This is a genomic window from Jiella sonneratiae (assembly GCF_017353515.1).
Taxonomy (GTDB): Bacteria; Pseudomonadota; Alphaproteobacteria; order Rhizobiales; family Rhizobiaceae; genus Jiella; species Jiella sonneratiae.
The window spans coordinates 87,127-101,987 of sequence record NZ_JAFMPY010000007.1 but is presented as its reverse complement, the minus strand read 5'-3'; the positions used below and the strand labels follow the sequence as shown (position 1 = coordinate 101,987).

The following is a 14,861-nucleotide window of genomic DNA, read 5'->3' as shown; positions in this document are numbered from 1 at the left end:
GGATGACATGAGCGTCGCGCATCCTCCCGCTCCATCTTCCCGTTTCCGCATGATCCGAAATCAGGTTCCCGCTTTTCGGATCATGCTCCGGGATGCCGGGCATTTTCGGGCATGGCGGCCGGGCGCGGACGGCTTCCGCCCGGCCGCCGGCACCGTCAGTCGTCGAACTTTTCCGTCGTGTCCGCCTTGCCGCGGACCCAGTAGCCGGCGGCCTTGAACCAGCCCTTGGGGTGGCCGCGCTCCTCGAGCACCACCTGCCGCAGCGCCCTGACGACGGAGGCCTCGGCGGCGATCCAGACGAAGCAGTCCGGCCCGATCGTCACGTCCTGCAGCGCGCCAAGCAGCGCGGCGGGATCGTCGGCGCGCTCGAGCGGACGATGCACCCAGCGCGTATCGAGCGCCGCGAGGGTCTCGAAGGTCTGCTCGTCGGCGGCGGCGGGAACCGCGACGAGGCTGGTGATCGCAGCGCCCGCCGCGGCCTCCTCGATGCGGCGGCCGATCGCCGGCAGGGCGGTCTCGTCGCCGATCAGGAGGAAGCGCTTCACCGCCTCGCCGACGACCAGGGAGCCGCGCGGGCCGCCGATGACGAGTTCGTCGCCCACCCTCGCGGCGAGCGCCCAGGCGGTCGCCGGGCCCGCGTCGTGGACGGCGAAGTCGATGGTCAGTTCCCGCCGCCGCGGGTCGTAGCGGCGCGGCGTGTAGTCCCGGCGCTCCGCCTCTCCCTCTCCCGGCAGGAAGATCTTCACATGGTCGTCGGCGCCGAGGCTGGTGAAGCCGTCTAGATCGTCTCCCGCAAACACGATGCGCAGCATCGCCGGGCTGAGCCTCTGGATGGCGGAGACCGTCAGCAGCCGGCGCTTCGTCTCGTGCCGGACGCGGCGGGTCGGCGCGGGCGCCGATGTGGGCGTCGCGGCGGGCGCGCCGCTGGGTTCATGGATGTTCATTGTGGTTTACTCCATACGGCGGGCGTCGGCCGCGCCGGATTCATTCAGGCCTCGTCGACCGCCGCGGCGGCCTTGCGGATCTCGGCGGCGATCCTGGCGACGGCCTCTGGGGTGGCGGACGCGCCGGAGAGCCGGGAGCGCAGCGCCCGCTTCAATTCGCCCATCGCGGCGAGGATCGGTTCGGGCACGTCGCCGCGGCCGATCTCGCCGCGGGCGACCCGCCTGAGAACGGCGTCCACGCGCTCCCGGTGCTCGGCGAGGAACTTCAGGCCGGCCTCGGATATCTCGTAGGACTTGCGCCCCGCGGCCTCGGGCGACAGCAGGATCAGCCCGCCGTCCTCGAGCCAGGCGAGCGTCGGATAGATCAGTCCCGGGCTCGGCGCGTAGCGGCCCTCGAAACGCTCCTCGATCGTCTTCATCAGCTCATAGCCGTGGCTCGGCTTCTCGGAGAGCATGGCGAGCATCAGAAGCCGCAGGTCGCCGTAGTCGAACGGGCCGCCGCTGCGCCCCCGCCCGCCGCGGCCGCCGATGCCGTGCCGCCCGTCATGGCCGTGCCTTCGCCCCTTGCCCTGCCGCTCCGCCGACGATCCGTCGCCGGCATCGTGACTTTCCGCGGGCCGGCGGCGGGACCACCATGCGCGCTTGGAAATTCCGGCGCCTTCGCGCCGGTCGAACGGGTTTCGCCGCATCTCCACCTCCGGGTCGTCGAATTCCGATATATCTCGATATATCTCGATATAGTCCCGGCGCAAGGATTGAATTATGGCTGCGCCCGTTCCAAAGGGCGTCGACATGCACGAACGACACGAGCTGAGCTTTGCCGGACGGGCCTATCGCGTCTTTACGGAGACCGTCGGGGAGCCGCCCGAGGCGGGCTGGCCGGTGGCGCTGATCCTCGATGCCGACCAGTTCTTCGAGCGCGCGGCCGAAATGGCCGGGGCGCGGGCCGCGCCCTGTCTCCTCGTCGGTGTGGGCCTGCCGGAGGAAGACGCCGCGGCGCGGATCGCCAGGCGCTATTTCGAATTGACCGATCGTGCGGCGGCCGGCGCCATTCCGACGAGGCCCGGCCAGGACACCCCCGAGACCGGCGGCGAACGGCTTTTCGCCGGGATGCTGCGGTGGCGTCTCCTGCCTTGGCTGGAAGAGCTGTACCCGCTTGCCGCCGGGCGCATGGCAGTGTTCGGCCACTCGCTGGCGGGGCTGTTCGTTCTGCGGGCCTTTCTGCGCCGCGAGCTGCCGATCGCCGATTTCCTCGCCGCCGATCCCTCCGTCTGGTGGAACCGGCACCGCGTGATGGCGGAGCTCGACGCCTTCGTCGCCGGCCGGCCCGATCACGTGGCGCATGACCAGCGGCGACTGACGATCCTCGCCGCCGGCCGCAAGGCCGACCGGCCGTCGCTCTCCAGGGCCGAGCGCGCCGCCGTCGGCGCCGTGCGCGGCGGCCCGAACGGCCTCGCCTTCGGTGCCCGCCTCGCCGACGCCGGCCACCGGCACGTCACCATCGTCCCGATGCCGGAGGAGACCCACGGCTCGATCGTCGGCCCGGCGCTGGAACGCTTCCTGTCGATTGCCGGCGAGGACCGCACCGCCGCCGGCTCCCCGGGCCTGTAGCGCCGACGGGCCGCCGGCCGGCCTTCGGGCCCGCCGCTCCAAATATTGACAATGACAGTCCAGTTTTGCGATGTCGGCCGCGGCAGCCGAGACCGCTTCGTCCGACCCGATCGGCGGGCTTCCGGCAGAAAGGACCGCCGATGTTCTCCACCCACCGCCCGCTTTGCGCCCTCGGCGCGGCCGCTGCCCGGCCGAAGCCGTTGCTGTCTCTGCTCTTGGCCTTCGCCTTCGCCGCGGCGCCGCTTGCCGCCGGGGCCGCCAGCGCGCAGGCGTCGGGCGATACGGTCACCGTCGAGACGGCGGCCGGACAAGAGACTGTCCCGCACGATCCGAAGACGGTCGTCGTCTACGACCTCGCCAGCCTCGACACGCTCGATGCCCTCGGCGTCGACGTCGCGGCGGCGCCGGCTGCGCCCTATCCGGATTACATGGCGAAATATGCCGGCGACGACGTCAAGAAGGTCGGCTCGCTGTTCGAGGCCGATCTCGAGGCCGTCGCGGCGCTGCAGCCGGATCTGGTGGTCACCGGCGGGCGGTCGGCCAGCCAGACCAAGGCGCTGTCCAAGGTCGCGCCGACCATCGACATGTCGGTCGACCAGAGCGACTTCCTCGATTCCGCGCTGGCCCGGGCAAGGGCGCTCGGCGCGATCTTCGACAAGAAGGCCGAGGTCGAGGCGCGCATCGCCGCGCTGCGCAGCTCGATCGCCGAGCTGAAGAGCCACACCGCCGGCAAGGGCAAGGGGCTGATCGTGCTGACCACCGGCAACCGGATGAGCGCCTTCGGCCCCGGCTCGCGCTTCGGCATCATCCACGGCGCCTTCGGCGTGGCGCCGGCCGACGACGATCTCGACGTCTCCAACCACGGCGAGGCGATTTCGTTCGAATACATCGCCCGGACGAATCCCGACTGGCTCTTCGTCGTCGACCGCGACGCGGCGATCGGCCGGGGCGCCGCCGCCTCCATGCTGAAGAACGAACTCGTCGAGAACACCAATGCCTGGAAGCGCGGCCAGGTCGTCTATCTCGACCCGGCGACCTGGTATCTGTCGAGCGCCGGCCTGACCGCCCTGCAGCGCAACGTCGACCAGCTGCTCGAGGCTTTCGCCAAGGCCGAGTGATGGCGGACTGCGCCTTGGCCCGAAGCGGGCCGGCGCGGCCGCGCTGATAAGAGAAGCGCCTTCGACCATGTCCGATCGCCGGCTCCTCAGCCTCGGCCTCCTCGGTCTTGCCGTGCTCTTCGTCGCCGGCCTGTTCGTCGGAGCCGGCAAGCTCTCCCTCGCCCAGGTGGCGGGCGGCGGGATCGACGCCGAGACGCTCCGCCTCCTCTTCGTCAGCCGCATCCCGCGCACGGCGGCGGCGCTGCTTGCGGGCGCCAGCCTCGCCGTCGCCGGCCTGTTGATGCAGATGCTCTCCTCCAACCGCTTCGTCGAACCCTCGACGGTCGGGACGAGCGAGGCTGCCGGGCTCGGCATGGTGGTCGTCACGATGCTCTTTCCCGGCGCCCCGGTCTTCGCCAAGATGCTCGTCGCATCCGGTTTCGCGCTCGCCGGCACCTGCGTCTTCGTCGCGCTGATCCGCCGGCTGCGGCTAAAGAGCGGCCTGCTGGTGCCGCTGGTCGGGCTGATCCTCGCCGGCATCATCCAGGCCATGGCGCATTTCCTCGCCTATCGCGCCGACCTGCTGCAGTCGCTCGGCGCCTGGAGCAGCGGCGACTTCTCGATGGTTCTCAGGGGACGCTACGAGCTTCTGTGGATCGGCCTCGTCCTCTGCGCGCTGGCGCTCCTTGCGGCCGACCGCTTCACCCTCGCCGGCCTCGGCCGCGACGTCAGCGTCAATCTCGGCCTCGCCTACGAGAAGGTGGTGGCGCTCGGGCTCGTCATCGTCTCGCTGATCGCCGCCGTCACCGTCGCCACCATCGGCACCATCCCCTTCGTCGGCCTCGTCGTCCCCAATCTCGTGACGACGGCGATGGGCGACAACGGCCGGCGCGTCATCCCCTTCGTCGCAATCGCGGGCGCCGGTCTGGTGCTCGGCTGCGACCTTCTCGGCCGCAGCCTGCGCTCGCCCTACGAGATCCCGGTCGGGGTCATCATGGGCGTCGCTGGCGCGGCGATCTTCCTGGCGCTTATCGCGCGGGGCAGGCCGGCCCATGGCTGAGATCGCCGGAGACCGCCTGCCGGCCGCCGCGAGCCGGAACGAAATGCGACGCCCGGCGCGGAGCCCCCGGCGGACGCTGGCGCTGCTCGCCCTCCTCGCACTCTTCTGCTCCGCCCTCTTCATGACGCTCGGCGCCCACGGCAACTGGTCCTTCGTCCTGCCGTTCCGGGCGCCGAAGCTCGCCGCGATGATCGTCGTCGGCCATGCCATCGCCCTGTCGACGGTGGTCTTCCAGACGCTCTCCGGCAATCGCATCCTCACCCCCTCGATCATGGGATTCGACACGCTCTACGCGCTGATCCAGACGCTGATCGTGTTCCTCGCCGGAACCACCTTCCTCGCGGTGAGCGATCCGAGGCTGATCTTCGCCGCCGAGACTGTGGTGATGATCCTCTTCGCCCTCGGCCTCTACGGCAGCCTGCTGAAGGGCGGCGCGCGCGACCTCTTCCGGCTGCTCCTCGTCGGGGTGATCCTCGGCGTGCTCTTCCGGTCGCTCGCGGGGTTCCTGCAGCGGCTGATCGATCCGAACGCCTTCGTCGTCCTGCAGGACCGGCTCTATGCGAGCTTCAACAGCATCGACACCGAGCTCCTCGCCATCGCCTTCGTGGCGATCGGCATCGTCACGCTGATCTTCTGGCGGCTTCTGCCGCTGCTCGACGTGCTCGCCCTCGGCCGCGACATCGCCACCTCCCTCGGCGTCGATCCCGACCGGCTGACGCGGGTGAGCCTCGGGCTCGTCGCCGTCCTCGTCTCGGTCTCGACCGCGCTGGTCGGGCCGGTGACCTTCTTCGGGCTTCTTGTCGCGAGCCTCGCCGTCGCGCTGGTCGGCTCGCGCCGCCACGCCGAAACGCTCGCCGCCGCCTCGCTGATCGCCGTCATCTGCCTCGTCGGGGGGCAGACGATCCTCGAGCGGGTCCTCGGCTTCGACACCGCGCTCGGCATCGTCATCGAATTCTTTGGCGGGGTCGTCTTCCTCGCCATCGTCATGAGGCGGGGCCTGACATGATCGAAGCCGCCGCGCTGACCAAATTCTACGGTGAGACACGGGTCGTCGACCGCGCTTCGCTCACACTGACGACGCCCGGCGTTACCGCGATCATCGGGCCGAACGGGGCGGGAAAGTCGACGCTTTTGTCGATGATCGCGCGGCTGCTTCCGATCGACGAAGGCAGGGCCTTCGTCGACGGGCTCGACGTGACGCGGACGAAGGGCGCGGACCTCGCCCGGCGGATCTCGGTGCTGCGGCAGGAGAACGGCCTCCTCGCCCGCCTCACCGTCCGCGACCTCATCGGCTTCGGCAGGTTTCCCCATTCGAGGGGCCGGCTCACCGCCGCCGACCACGCCAAGATCGACGAGGCGCTCGCCTTCCTCGAACTCGGGCCGCTCGCCGGGCGCTACCTCGACGAGCTTTCCGGCGGCCAGCGCCAGCGCGCCTTCGTCGCCATGGTGCTCGCCCAGGACACGCGGGCGATCCTCCTCGACGAGCCGCTCAACAATCTCGACATCCGCCACGCCGTCTCGATGATGCGGCTGGTCCGCAGGGCCGCCGACGAACTCGGCAAGGTCGTCGTCGTCGTCCTGCACGACATCAACTTCGCCAGCGCCTTCGCCGACCGCGTCGTCGCGATGCGCGACGGCCGGATCGTCGCCGACGGCCCGGTCGAGGCCGTCGTCACCGAGGCGGTGATCGAGGCGGTGTTCGGGCTGCCGGTGATGGTGCGCGAGATCGAAGGCCAGCGCAGCTGCCTGTTCCGGCGGTAGCCTGCCGCCGGCCGGCGATCAGGCCGCCTCGAGGAAGCGGGCGAGTTCCGGTGTTGCGGGGCGGGTCAGGATTTCCGGTCCGCCGCTCTCGTGGACCTTGCCGAGATGCATGTAGACGATGCGGTCGGCGACGCGGCGGGCGAATTCCATCTCGTGGGTCACCAGCACCATCGTCATGCCTTCCGAGGCAAGCTGCTCGATGACCCGCAGCACCTCGCCGGTCAGCTGCGGATCGAGCGCCGAGGTCACCTCGTCGAAGAGCATCAGCTTCGGCTCCATCGCCAGCCCGCGGGCGATCGCCACCCGCTGCTGCTGGCCGCCCGAAAGCTGTTCGGGATAGGCGCCGAGCTTTTCCGCCAGCCCCACCCGCGCCAGCACCTGTTCGGCGCGGTCCTTCGCCTGCGCCTTCGACATCTTGCGCACCAGCCGCGGCGCGAGCATGACGTTCTGGGCGACCGTCAGATGGGGAAACAGGTTGTAGCCCTGAAAGACGATGCCGACGTCCCGGCGAAGGTCCGACAGCTTGACGCCCGGCTCGTGGAGGGCGTGGCCGCAGACGGTCAACCTGCCGCCCTGGATGGTCTCCAGCCGGTCCATGCAGCGCAGCGCGGTCGACTTTCCCGATCCCGACTGGCCGATCAGCGCCGCGACCTGGCCGCGCTCGACCGAAAAGCTCACGCCCTTGAGCACCTCGAGCGATCCGAAGCTCTTGCGGACGTCTTCAAGTTCAACGACTGGCGACATTGAGTCTTCTTTCCATCATGCGGCTGAGCTCGGACAGCGGATAGCAGACCAGGAAGTACAGAATGCCCGCCAGGCCGAAATAGACAAAAGGCTGGAACGTCGCGTTGTTGATGATCTTGGCGTTGTAGGTGAGCTCGCCGTAGCCGACGACCAGCGACGCGACCGAGGTGTTCTTGATGATCTGGACCATGAAGCCGACCGTCGGCGGTATGGCGATGCGCACGGCCTGCGGAATGATGATCCGGGTCATGCGCTGGACGCGGCTGAGGCCGAGGCATTCGGCGGCCTCCCACTGCGGCTTGGCCACCGCCTGCAGGCAGCCGCGCCAGATCTCGCCGAGATAGGCGCTCGAATAGATCGACATGGCGATCGTCGCGGCGGCGAGCGCCGAGACGTTGCCGAAGCCGAGAATGCTCGGCCCGAAGAAGCCGAACCCCATCAGGACGAGGAGCGGAATTCCCTGGATGATCTGGATGTAGGTCGAGGCGACGAGGCGCACGGGCTTCGACGGCGAGATCCGGCCGAGCGCGACGGCGAGGCCGACCAGACCGCCGAACAGATAGGTCAGGAGGCTGAGGATCACCGTGTTCAAAAGCCCGTCGAACAGGGAAAGAACGAAGACCGGATTCATCGCCCGCTCCTCACAGCGCCGTGCCGAGCTTGCGCCGGCGGGGAAAGAGAGCCTGCCCGACGAGCCAGAAGCCGAAGCGCACGACGACCGACAGGACGAGATAGATCGCCCCCACCACCACGAAGACCTCGAAGTTGCGGAAGGTGTCGGACTGGATGCGGTTGGCCATGCCGAAGAGTTCGTCGACGCCGACCGCCGAGACGATCGAGGAGAACAGCATCAGAAGCACGTACTGGCTGGCGAGCGAGGGGTAGACCCTTTCGAGCGCCGGCCGGATGATCACGTGGAGATAGACCTGCAGCCGCGAGAGCCCGAGGCATTCGGCAGCCTCGGTCTGGCCGCGGTGGATCGACTCGATGCCCGCCCGGACGATCTCCGTCGTATAGGCCGCGACGTTGATCGTCAGGGCCAGTGCGGCCCCGAAGAGGATCGGCAGGCGAAGGCCCGCCGAGGCGAGGCCGAAGATCAGGAAATAGGCCTGGATCAGCAGCGGCGTGTTGCGGATCACCTCGACATAGACCGCGACGAAGGCGCGCACGGGGCGCGGCCCGCCGGTCCGCAGCACCGCGCCGACCGAGCCGAGCAGGATGCCGAGCGCGGTGGTGATCAGCGTCAGTTCGAGGGTGACGAGCGTTCCCTTGAGGAGCAGCGGCCAGCGCTCGAGGACCGGCCAGAAATCGAACGTGTAGGTCACGAGTCTCCCCTTCCCGACGCGACGATCGGCGCCGCCCCACGGATCGCCGGAGCCGTTGCCCCGGCCGCTTCCGGCCGCTGCGCCGCACCGATCGTCATGGACCTTTTCCAGCTACTTGTAAAATCATTTCAGCGCGTGGTTTCGTGCATTTGCCGCCCATCTCGCATAGAAGACGCGGCGAGAAACCGGGCTTCTCGGGGCATCGAAGCGATCTTCGCCGTCCGGGGCTTGATCTGCGCCGGGTTTATGACGTAACAAATTGACAGGTCAAGTCACCACCATCATGCGGAGGGAGGTCGCGAGCGGATGTGGCAACCGAGTTCTCGTTATCCGGATCCCGCGATCCGCGTCCTCGACGACCGCTTCGCGCCCTGCGTGGTGCGGCATGCGGCGATCGAGCGGCTGGCCACGGGGCTGCGCTGGGCGGAGGGCCCGGTGTGGTTCGGCGACGGGCGCTACCTCCTGTGGAGCGACATTCCCAACGACCGGGTGCTGCGCTGGGACGAGGAAAGCGGGCAGGTGTCGGTGTTTCGCCGCGGCGGCTTCGAGAACGGCCATACACGCGACCGGCAGGGACGTCTCGTCTCCTGTTCCCACGGCGGGCGCTGCGTCACGCGCACCGAATATGACGGCAGCATCACCGTGCTCGCCGACCGTTTCGACGGCCGGCCCCTGAATTCCCCCAACGACGTCGTGGTCAAGAGCGACGACAGCATCTGGTTCAGCGATCCGACCTTCGGCATCGTTTCCCACTACGAGGGCGGCCGCGCCGCGGCGGAGCTTCCCACCAACGTCTACCGCCTGGATGTCGCGACCGGCGCGCTGAGCGTCGTCGCCGAAGGCATCCGCCAGCCGAACGGGCTCTGCTTTTCACCCGACGAGAGCCGGCTCTATCTGGTCGAATCCGGCGCCGCGACCAAGCGCATCCACGTCTTCGACGTTGCTCCCGACGGCAGGCGCCTCGGCGAAGCGCGGCTTTTCGTCGATGCCGGCCCCGACGGCGCGCCGGACGGCTTTCGCTGCGACCGCGAGGGAAACCTCTGGGCAGGCTGGGGCACCGGGGAGGGTCTCGACGGGGTGCGGATCTTCGCGCCGGACGGCGACCTGATCGGCCAGATCGCCCTGCCCGAGCGATGCGCCAACCTCTGCTTCGGCGGCCGCCGGCGCACCCGCCTGTTCATGGCCGCCAGCCAGTCCCTCTACGCGCTGCACGTCAATGCCGAAGGCTGCCAGCTCGGCTGAGCGGCGGCGGGCGGGCGCGCGACGATCGCCAACAATCCTACAAACAGGGAGACAACCGATGAAGACTGGGACGAAAGCCTTGATGCTGGCCGCCGCGGCGGCGCTGGGCCTGGCGGGGCCCGCCGCCGCCTCGAGCCTCGACGACATCCGTGAGGCCGGAACCATCCGGGTGGCGACGGATCTCGGCCTGCCGCCCTACGGCATGATGGACGACAAGCTGCAGCCGACCGGCTCGGACGTCGAGACGGCGCAACTCCTCGCCGACGATCTCGGCGTCAAGCTCGAGCTCGTGCCGGTGACCGGCCCGAACCGCATCCCGTTCCTGCTGACGGGCAAGGCGGACGTCGTCATCTCGTCCTTCTCGGTCAGCGACGAACGCAAGAAGGTCATCGACTTCTCCAAGCCCTATGGCGAGATCCAGATCGTCGTCGTCGCCCCGGCCGGCCAGGACATCTCCGGCTTCGAGGATCTCGCCGGCAAGCGCGTCGTCGTGACCCGCGGCACCACGGCCGACACCGCCCTCACGGCAGGCGCCCCCGATGCCGAGATCGTCCGCTTCGACGACGACGCGACGCTGGTGACCGCCGTGACCAGCGGCCAGGCCGACATCGCCGCCAACACGCCCTCGGTCATCAAGCAGGCGAACGAGAAGCGTCCCGACGATCCGCTGAAGGTCAAGTTCGTGATGAAGACGTTCCCCTATGCGGTCGGCCTTCGCCAGAACGAGCCGGAGCTCAAGGCCTGGCTCGACGACTGGGTCGCGAAGAACCTGAAGAACGGCAAGCTCAACGAGATCTACAAGAAATATCACGGCACCGATCTGCCCGAGACCATGCGCTGAGGCGTCGGACCGCGCGATAGCCCCGACGGGGGTCGACGCGGCGACGAAGCAAGCCGGTGGCCGGCCGCGACCGGCCATCGTCCCCGACGACCCGCCGGGGCGGAGGTTACGCCCGGCAATCACGCCCATCACCAGACCGCCGGACCCGGTTCCCGGCCGCACGCGAGGCGGCCCCGCGGATCGGCTCGTCCCGCGGCCGGCCACAGTGGAGGAGAATGCAATGAAAGTGACATGGGCCCTCGCCGGTCTGGTCGCATCCGGACTGGTATCCGGACCGGCCGTCGCCGAACCGCAGGTGATCAAATACAGCTATGTCGACCCCGATACGCCGGCGGAGAACCCGACGGCCGCCTACGCCTTCGTCCTCAAGGACACGCTGGAGCGGCTGACCGGCGGCGAGATGAAGGTCGAGAGCTATCCCAACGGCCAGCTCGGCGACAACCGCTCCTCGATCCAGCAGGTGCGCCGCGGCACGATCGGCATGGCGGCGGTCCCCGTCGGCGTCCTCGCCTCGCTCGCCGACCCGAAGCTCGGCGTCGTCGACCTGCCGTTCCTCTACACCTCGCGGGCCCAGATGATGGACGCCCTCGACCTGGACCGCCCGGTGGTGAAGGAACTCGTCGAGGACGTCGCGCGCTCGACCGGCATCAGGATCGTCAGCTTCGATCCTTACGGCTTTCGCGAAATGACGACGGCGAAGACGCCGGTGAAGACGCCCGAGGACATGGCCGGGCTGAAGATGCGGACGATGGAGATCGTTCCGCATCAGGAGATGATGCGGGCGCTCGGCGCCAACCCGGTGCCGATCCCCTTCCTCGAGCTCTATACGAGCCTGCAGACCGGCGTCGTCGACGGCGAGGAGAACACCCCGATCAACATCCTGCAGCAGAAATACAGCCAGGTGCAGGATCACATGACCCTGACCAACCATCTGATGACCGTCGTTGCGATGATCGTCAGCGAGAAATGGTATCAGGGCCTGTCCGACGAAGAGCGCGCCGCCTTCACCGAAGCCGAGAAGGAAGCCCGGCTCGCCTATGCCGGCATCGGCGCCGTGCAGGACGCGCGGGCAATCCAGGAACTCAAGGAGTCCGGGATGGAGGTCTATGCCCCGACCCCCGAGGAGATCGCGGCCTTCAGGGACGCGACCGTCGGCCCGATCAAGGATTGGGCGTCCGAAGAGTACGGCGCCGATCTCGTGGATCGCTTCTACGGCTCGCTGAGCGAGAAATAGAGAAAAAACGAAGATGCGGGCGGGCCGGGGCCGACCGGGTTTGCCGGCCCCCGCATCAACGGGTGAACAAGGGCCGACATCGGCACGCCGTGAAGGGAGCCATGCGAGCATGAGCAAAGTCCTGCACCTCGTCTATCTCATGAACGCCCTCCTGGTCGGACTTTGCCTCGCGGTGATGCTCGCCATCATCCTTTATCTCGTGGCGTGCCGCCTGTTCGGTTGGCCGTCGGTCTTCTGGGGCGAGGAACTCGCCCGCTATCTCATGTTCCACATGGTCATGTTAGGCAGCGCGCTGGCGCTTCGCCATCAGCAGCACCCCCGCATCACCATCCTCACGGATCTTCTGCCCGAAGCCATTCGGCGGCGGCTGCCCTTCGTGGTGGACGCTCTGTTGTTGGCGACGCTCTGCATCCTCTTCTACCAGGGCCTGGAAATGGCCGAGGAGGAGGGGATGTTCACCACGCCCGCGCTGCGGTGGTCCTTCTTCTGGGTCTACCTCGCCGTGCCACTCGGGGCGGCGGCGGCGGCCCTACAGATCGTCTGCGGCTGGTTTTTCCCGCGGCCCTTGCTGCTTGAGGACGCGCCGGACGAGTCGGCATTCTGATCTCCCCGAAAAAGGCTTCCCAGTCCCGTGTTCGATCCTTTCGTCGTCATGCTCGTGGCCTTCGTGATCCTGGTCACGGTCGGCATGCCTTTGTCGTTCTCGATGGTTTTGTGCTGCATCGTCTACATGGTCCAGGCCGACCAGCCGATGTACCTGATCGTCCAGCAGTTCTTCACCGGGATCGACACCTTCACGCTGATGGCGATCCCCTTCTTCACCCTGGCCGGCGATCTGATGGTCGCCTCCGGCACGGCAGAGAAGATGCTGCGTTTCGCCGATGCGCTCGTCGGGCGGTTCCGCGGCGGCCTCGGCTATGTGACGATCGTCTCCTCGATGCTCTTCGGCGGGTGTTCGGGCTCGGCGATCTCGGAAGTGGCCGGGCTCGGCAAGATGCAGGTGGAGATGATGGCGCGGGGCGGCTATCCGAAGCCCTTCGCGGCAGCGCTGGCGATATCCGCCTCCATCAAGGGCGCGATCATCCCGCCCTCGATCCCGATGGTGCTGGTCGGCGCCGTCACCGGCACGTCGATCGGCGCCATGCTCATCGGCGGAGCGATCCCCGGCCTTCTCGTCGCCGGCGCGATGGCCGTGGTCGTCTTCCTGCAGGCACGCGACACCCCAGCCGAGTCCCGCAAGGCGCTCGGCCGCGCCGCGGTCTTCACCATCACGATCGAGGCGCTGCCCTTCCTGGTGATGCCCGTGATCATCCTCGGCGGTATCCTAAGCGGCATCTTCACGCCGACGGAGGCTTCGGCCGCCGCCGCCGGCTACGGCTTTGTCCTGATGCTGTGGCGCGATGGGGGACGTCTCGACTGGCGCAGATGCGGGCGGATCCTGATGCGCAGCGGCACGCTCGCCGCCGCCGTCCTGATGCTCTCGGGAGCCTCGAACATCCTGTCCTGGATCCTCGCGACCGAGCAGGTGCCGCAGCACCTCGCCGCGGCGCTCTTCGACATCAGCAGGAACCCCTATGTCATCCTGCTGCTGGTCAATCTCGGGCTGCTCGTCTGGGGCATGTTCATGGACATGCTGCCGGCAATCTTCATCGTCGTTCCCATCCTGTTTCCCCTGGCGAAGGAAATCGGCATCGATCCGGTGCATTTCGGCGTGGTGGTCACCTTCAACCTGGTGATCGGGCTGATCACCCCGCCCTACGGGACCGCGCTGTTCACCGGGGCGATCGTCACAAGCGTGCCGCTGGAACAGATCATCCGCCGCATGTGGCCGTTCTTCCTGTCGGCGGTGATCGTCCTCTTCATCATCACCTACGTGCCCTGGACGGTGCTGATCCTGCCGCGCCTGTTCGGGCTCGGATAGGCGCGTCGACGACGCTCGACGCGGGCTCGCCGGGCCGCCCCCGGGTGGCGCAGCGCCGGTCGCGGCGGGCATTTGTCAACTGTTGGGCCGAGCGGCGGTCCCGCAGCGCTGCCCGAGACGAGGGCCGGCGGGCAAGGGCCGGAGGGCGAGCCGGCCGGCCCGCGACATCGCTTCGACATGGACGGGTGGATCGGCGCCCGGCAGGCGGCAGAAACGACGTCGATGGGGTCTGGCGCGTCCGAGACACCGGTGCGAACCGTGGTGCAGCCTGTTGCCTGCGGGCAGACAAGATGACAAACCGGAATCGGCGGAAGGAGAATTCGATCGATGTCATCTGAGGCGAGCGATGCGAAGCCGTATCGGGGCAAACCGCGGACGTCGCTGGCCGACCGCGTCTATCATCTGCTCTACAGCCGGATCAGCAACGGCGATTACGCCGCCAACGGCAAATTGCCGACCGAGGCCAAGCTCGCCCTGGAATTCGACGTGTCGCGGCCGGTCTTGCGCGCGGCGCTGGAGCGCCTGCGTGCCGACGGGCTGGTCTATTCGCGCCAGGGGGCCGGCAGCTACGTGCGCTCGCCCCGGTCGAAGTCGCTCGGCTTCGCCAAGGTGGAGACGATCGCCGACATCCAGCGCTGCTACGAATTCCGCCTGACGATCGAGACCGAGGCGGCCTTCATGGCGGCCGAGCGGCGCAACGAGGCTGTCATGGGCGAGATCCAGGAGGCGCTCGACCTTCTCGACGTCGCCACCGGCTCTTTGACCCACCGCGAGGACGCCGACTTCGCCTTTCACCTGGCGGTGACGCGCGCCGCCAACAACCAGTATTACGAAGCCTCGATGCGGGCGCTGCGCGAACACATCCATGTGGGCATGAAGATGCACGGGCAGTCGCTGATGAGCGACGCGCCGAAGGGGCTGCGCGAGGTTCTGGCGGAGCACAATGCGATCTTCGCCGCGATCAGGGAACGTCGCGCCCGCGACGCCCGCGAGGCGATGCGCCAGCACATCATCAACTCCCGCGACAGGCTGTTCGGCGGCCAGCTGATCGATCTTTCGCTCTGAACCGGCGGGCCCTTCG

General features: G+C 68.3%; 16 protein-coding genes. 11 read left to right on the top strand and 5 right to left on the bottom strand.

All coding sequences use genetic code 11. The features are described 5' to 3' along the window. Positions 1 to 155: 155 nt before the first annotated feature. Positions 156 to 944 carry a siderophore-interacting protein gene (locus tag J1C47_RS08775; protein ID WP_207350371.1) on the bottom strand — a complete coding sequence of 263 codons (789 nt, stop codon included), beginning with the start codon at positions 942 to 944 and terminating at the stop codon, positions 156 to 158. Positions 945 to 988: 44 nt separating this feature from the next. Next, positions 989 to 1,633: a PadR family transcriptional regulator gene (locus tag J1C47_RS08770; protein WP_207350370.1), complete on the bottom strand. Its 645-nt coding sequence runs from the start codon at positions 1,631 to 1,633 to the stop codon at positions 989 to 991. 103 nt (positions 1,634 to 1,736) lie between these two features. Between J1C47_RS08770 and J1C47_RS08765 the strand changes: the two genes are divergently transcribed. The 5 genes from J1C47_RS08765 to J1C47_RS08745 all read left to right on the top strand — a co-directional run bounded on the left by J1C47_RS08765 (position 1,737) and on the right by J1C47_RS08745 (position 6,473). After that, positions 1,737 to 2,555, top strand: coding sequence for an alpha/beta hydrolase (locus tag J1C47_RS08765; RefSeq protein WP_207350369.1), 819 nt, complete (start codon positions 1,737 to 1,739; stop codon positions 2,553 to 2,555). Between the two features lie 140 nt (positions 2,556 to 2,695). Further along, positions 2,696 to 3,673 carry a siderophore ABC transporter substrate-binding protein gene (locus tag J1C47_RS08760; RefSeq protein WP_207350368.1) on the top strand — a complete coding sequence of 326 codons (978 nt, stop codon included), beginning with the start codon at positions 2,696 to 2,698 and terminating at the stop codon, positions 3,671 to 3,673. Between the two features lie 67 nt (positions 3,674 to 3,740). Further along, positions 3,741 to 4,712, top strand: a complete 972-nt coding sequence (locus J1C47_RS08755) for an ABC transporter permease (protein WP_207350367.1) — start codon at positions 3,741 to 3,743, stop codon at positions 4,710 to 4,712. Then, on the top strand, positions 4,705 to 5,718 hold the full coding sequence (locus J1C47_RS08750) for an iron chelate uptake ABC transporter family permease subunit (RefSeq protein ID WP_425354549.1): 1,014 nt from the start codon (positions 4,705 to 4,707) through the stop codon (positions 5,716 to 5,718). Before J1C47_RS08755 ends, J1C47_RS08750 begins: the two co-directional genes overlap by 8 nt. Further along, complete coding sequence (locus J1C47_RS08745; RefSeq protein ID WP_207350366.1) at positions 5,715 to 6,473, top strand: iron ABC transporter ATP-binding protein; 759 nt, start codon at positions 5,715 to 5,717, stop codon at positions 6,471 to 6,473. Before J1C47_RS08750 ends, J1C47_RS08745 begins: the two co-directional genes overlap by 4 nt. Positions 6,474 to 6,491: 18 nt before the next feature. Here J1C47_RS08745 and J1C47_RS08740 read toward each other — a convergent pair whose 3' ends face one another. From J1C47_RS08740 to J1C47_RS08730, 3 genes are read right to left on the bottom strand one after another with little or no spacing between them, the layout of a single operon-like run. Next, on the bottom strand, positions 6,492 to 7,217 hold the full coding sequence (locus tag J1C47_RS08740) for an amino acid ABC transporter ATP-binding protein (protein ID WP_207350365.1): 726 nt from the start codon (positions 7,215 to 7,217) through the stop codon (positions 6,492 to 6,494). Next, complete coding sequence (locus J1C47_RS08735; RefSeq protein ID WP_207350364.1) at positions 7,201 to 7,848, bottom strand: amino acid ABC transporter permease; 648 nt, start codon at positions 7,846 to 7,848, stop codon at positions 7,201 to 7,203. Before J1C47_RS08735 ends, J1C47_RS08740 begins: the two co-directional genes overlap by 17 nt. A gap of 10 nt (positions 7,849 to 7,858) precedes the next feature. Continuing rightward, a complete protein-coding gene (locus J1C47_RS08730) occupies positions 7,859 to 8,542 on the bottom strand; it encodes an ABC transporter permease subunit (protein ID WP_207350363.1) in 684 nt (227 codons plus the stop codon). 306 nt (positions 8,543 to 8,848) lie between these two features. On the opposite strand from J1C47_RS08730, the gene J1C47_RS08725 reads away from it, so the two are divergent. From J1C47_RS08725 to J1C47_RS08700, 6 genes are all read left to right on the top strand, one after another. Further along, entirely contained in the window at positions 8,849 to 9,784 is a 936-nt protein-coding gene (locus J1C47_RS08725; protein WP_207350362.1) for an SMP-30/gluconolactonase/LRE family protein, read from the top strand. A gap of 58 nt (positions 9,785 to 9,842) precedes the next feature. Next, positions 9,843 to 10,625 carry a transporter substrate-binding domain-containing protein gene (locus tag J1C47_RS08720; protein WP_207350361.1) on the top strand — a complete coding sequence of 261 codons (783 nt, stop codon included), beginning with the start codon at positions 9,843 to 9,845 and terminating at the stop codon, positions 10,623 to 10,625. 220 nt (positions 10,626 to 10,845) lie between these two features. Further along, complete coding sequence (locus tag J1C47_RS08715; protein ID WP_207350360.1) at positions 10,846 to 11,859, top strand: TRAP transporter substrate-binding protein; 1,014 nt, start codon at positions 10,846 to 10,848, stop codon at positions 11,857 to 11,859. Positions 11,860 to 11,968: 109 nt separating this feature from the next. Then, positions 11,969 to 12,463, top strand: a complete 495-nt coding sequence (locus tag J1C47_RS08710; protein WP_207350359.1) for a TRAP transporter small permease — start codon at positions 11,969 to 11,971, stop codon at positions 12,461 to 12,463. A 27-nt stretch (positions 12,464 to 12,490) separates the two neighbouring features. Next, the gene (locus J1C47_RS08705; protein ID WP_207350358.1) at positions 12,491 to 13,780 is read left to right on the top strand and encodes a TRAP transporter large permease subunit; all 1,290 of its coding nucleotides are present in this window, start codon (positions 12,491 to 12,493) and stop codon (positions 13,778 to 13,780) included. Between the two features lie 327 nt (positions 13,781 to 14,107). Continuing rightward, on the top strand, positions 14,108 to 14,845 hold the full coding sequence (locus J1C47_RS08700) for a FadR/GntR family transcriptional regulator (RefSeq protein WP_207350357.1): 738 nt from the start codon (positions 14,108 to 14,110) through the stop codon (positions 14,843 to 14,845). Positions 14,846 to 14,861 lie beyond the last annotated feature (16 nt).

What these genes read in the sequence shown, in the direction of transcription:
- J1C47_RS08735 (WP_207350364.1), bottom strand. Translation starts at nt 7,848, where the DNA reads ATGAATCCGGTCTTCGTTCTTTCCCTGTTCGACGGGCTTTTGAACACG.
- J1C47_RS08700 (WP_207350357.1), top strand. Translation starts at nt 14,108, where the DNA reads ATGTCATCTGAGGCGAGCGATGCGAAGCCGTATCGGGGCAAACCGCGG.
- J1C47_RS08765 (WP_207350369.1), top strand. Translation starts at nt 1,737, where the DNA reads ATGCACGAACGACACGAGCTGAGCTTTGCCGGACGGGCCTATCGCGTC.
- J1C47_RS08725 (WP_207350362.1), top strand. Translation starts at nt 8,849, where the DNA reads ATGTGGCAACCGAGTTCTCGTTATCCGGATCCCGCGATCCGCGTCCTC.
- J1C47_RS08710 (WP_207350359.1), top strand. Translation starts at nt 11,969, where the DNA reads ATGAGCAAAGTCCTGCACCTCGTCTATCTCATGAACGCCCTCCTGGTC.
- J1C47_RS08720 (WP_207350361.1), top strand. Translation starts at nt 9,843, where the DNA reads ATGAAGACTGGGACGAAAGCCTTGATGCTGGCCGCCGCGGCGGCGCTG.
- J1C47_RS08755 (WP_207350367.1), top strand. Translation starts at nt 3,741, where the DNA reads ATGTCCGATCGCCGGCTCCTCAGCCTCGGCCTCCTCGGTCTTGCCGTG.
- J1C47_RS08740 (WP_207350365.1), bottom strand. Translation starts at nt 7,217, where the DNA reads ATGTCGCCAGTCGTTGAACTTGAAGACGTCCGCAAGAGCTTCGGATCG.
- J1C47_RS08775 (WP_207350371.1), bottom strand. Translation starts at nt 944, where the DNA reads ATGAACATCCATGAACCCAGCGGCGCGCCCGCCGCGACGCCCACATCG.
- J1C47_RS08715 (WP_207350360.1), top strand. Translation starts at nt 10,846, where the DNA reads ATGAAAGTGACATGGGCCCTCGCCGGTCTGGTCGCATCCGGACTGGTA.
- J1C47_RS08770 (WP_207350370.1), bottom strand. Translation starts at nt 1,633, where the DNA reads ATGCGGCGAAACCCGTTCGACCGGCGCGAAGGCGCCGGAATTTCCAAG.
- J1C47_RS08760 (WP_207350368.1), top strand. Translation starts at nt 2,696, where the DNA reads ATGTTCTCCACCCACCGCCCGCTTTGCGCCCTCGGCGCGGCCGCTGCC.
- J1C47_RS08745 (WP_207350366.1), top strand. Translation starts at nt 5,715, where the DNA reads ATGATCGAAGCCGCCGCGCTGACCAAATTCTACGGTGAGACACGGGTC.
- J1C47_RS08750 (WP_425354549.1), top strand. Translation starts at nt 4,705, where the DNA reads ATGGCTGAGATCGCCGGAGACCGCCTGCCGGCCGCCGCGAGCCGGAAC.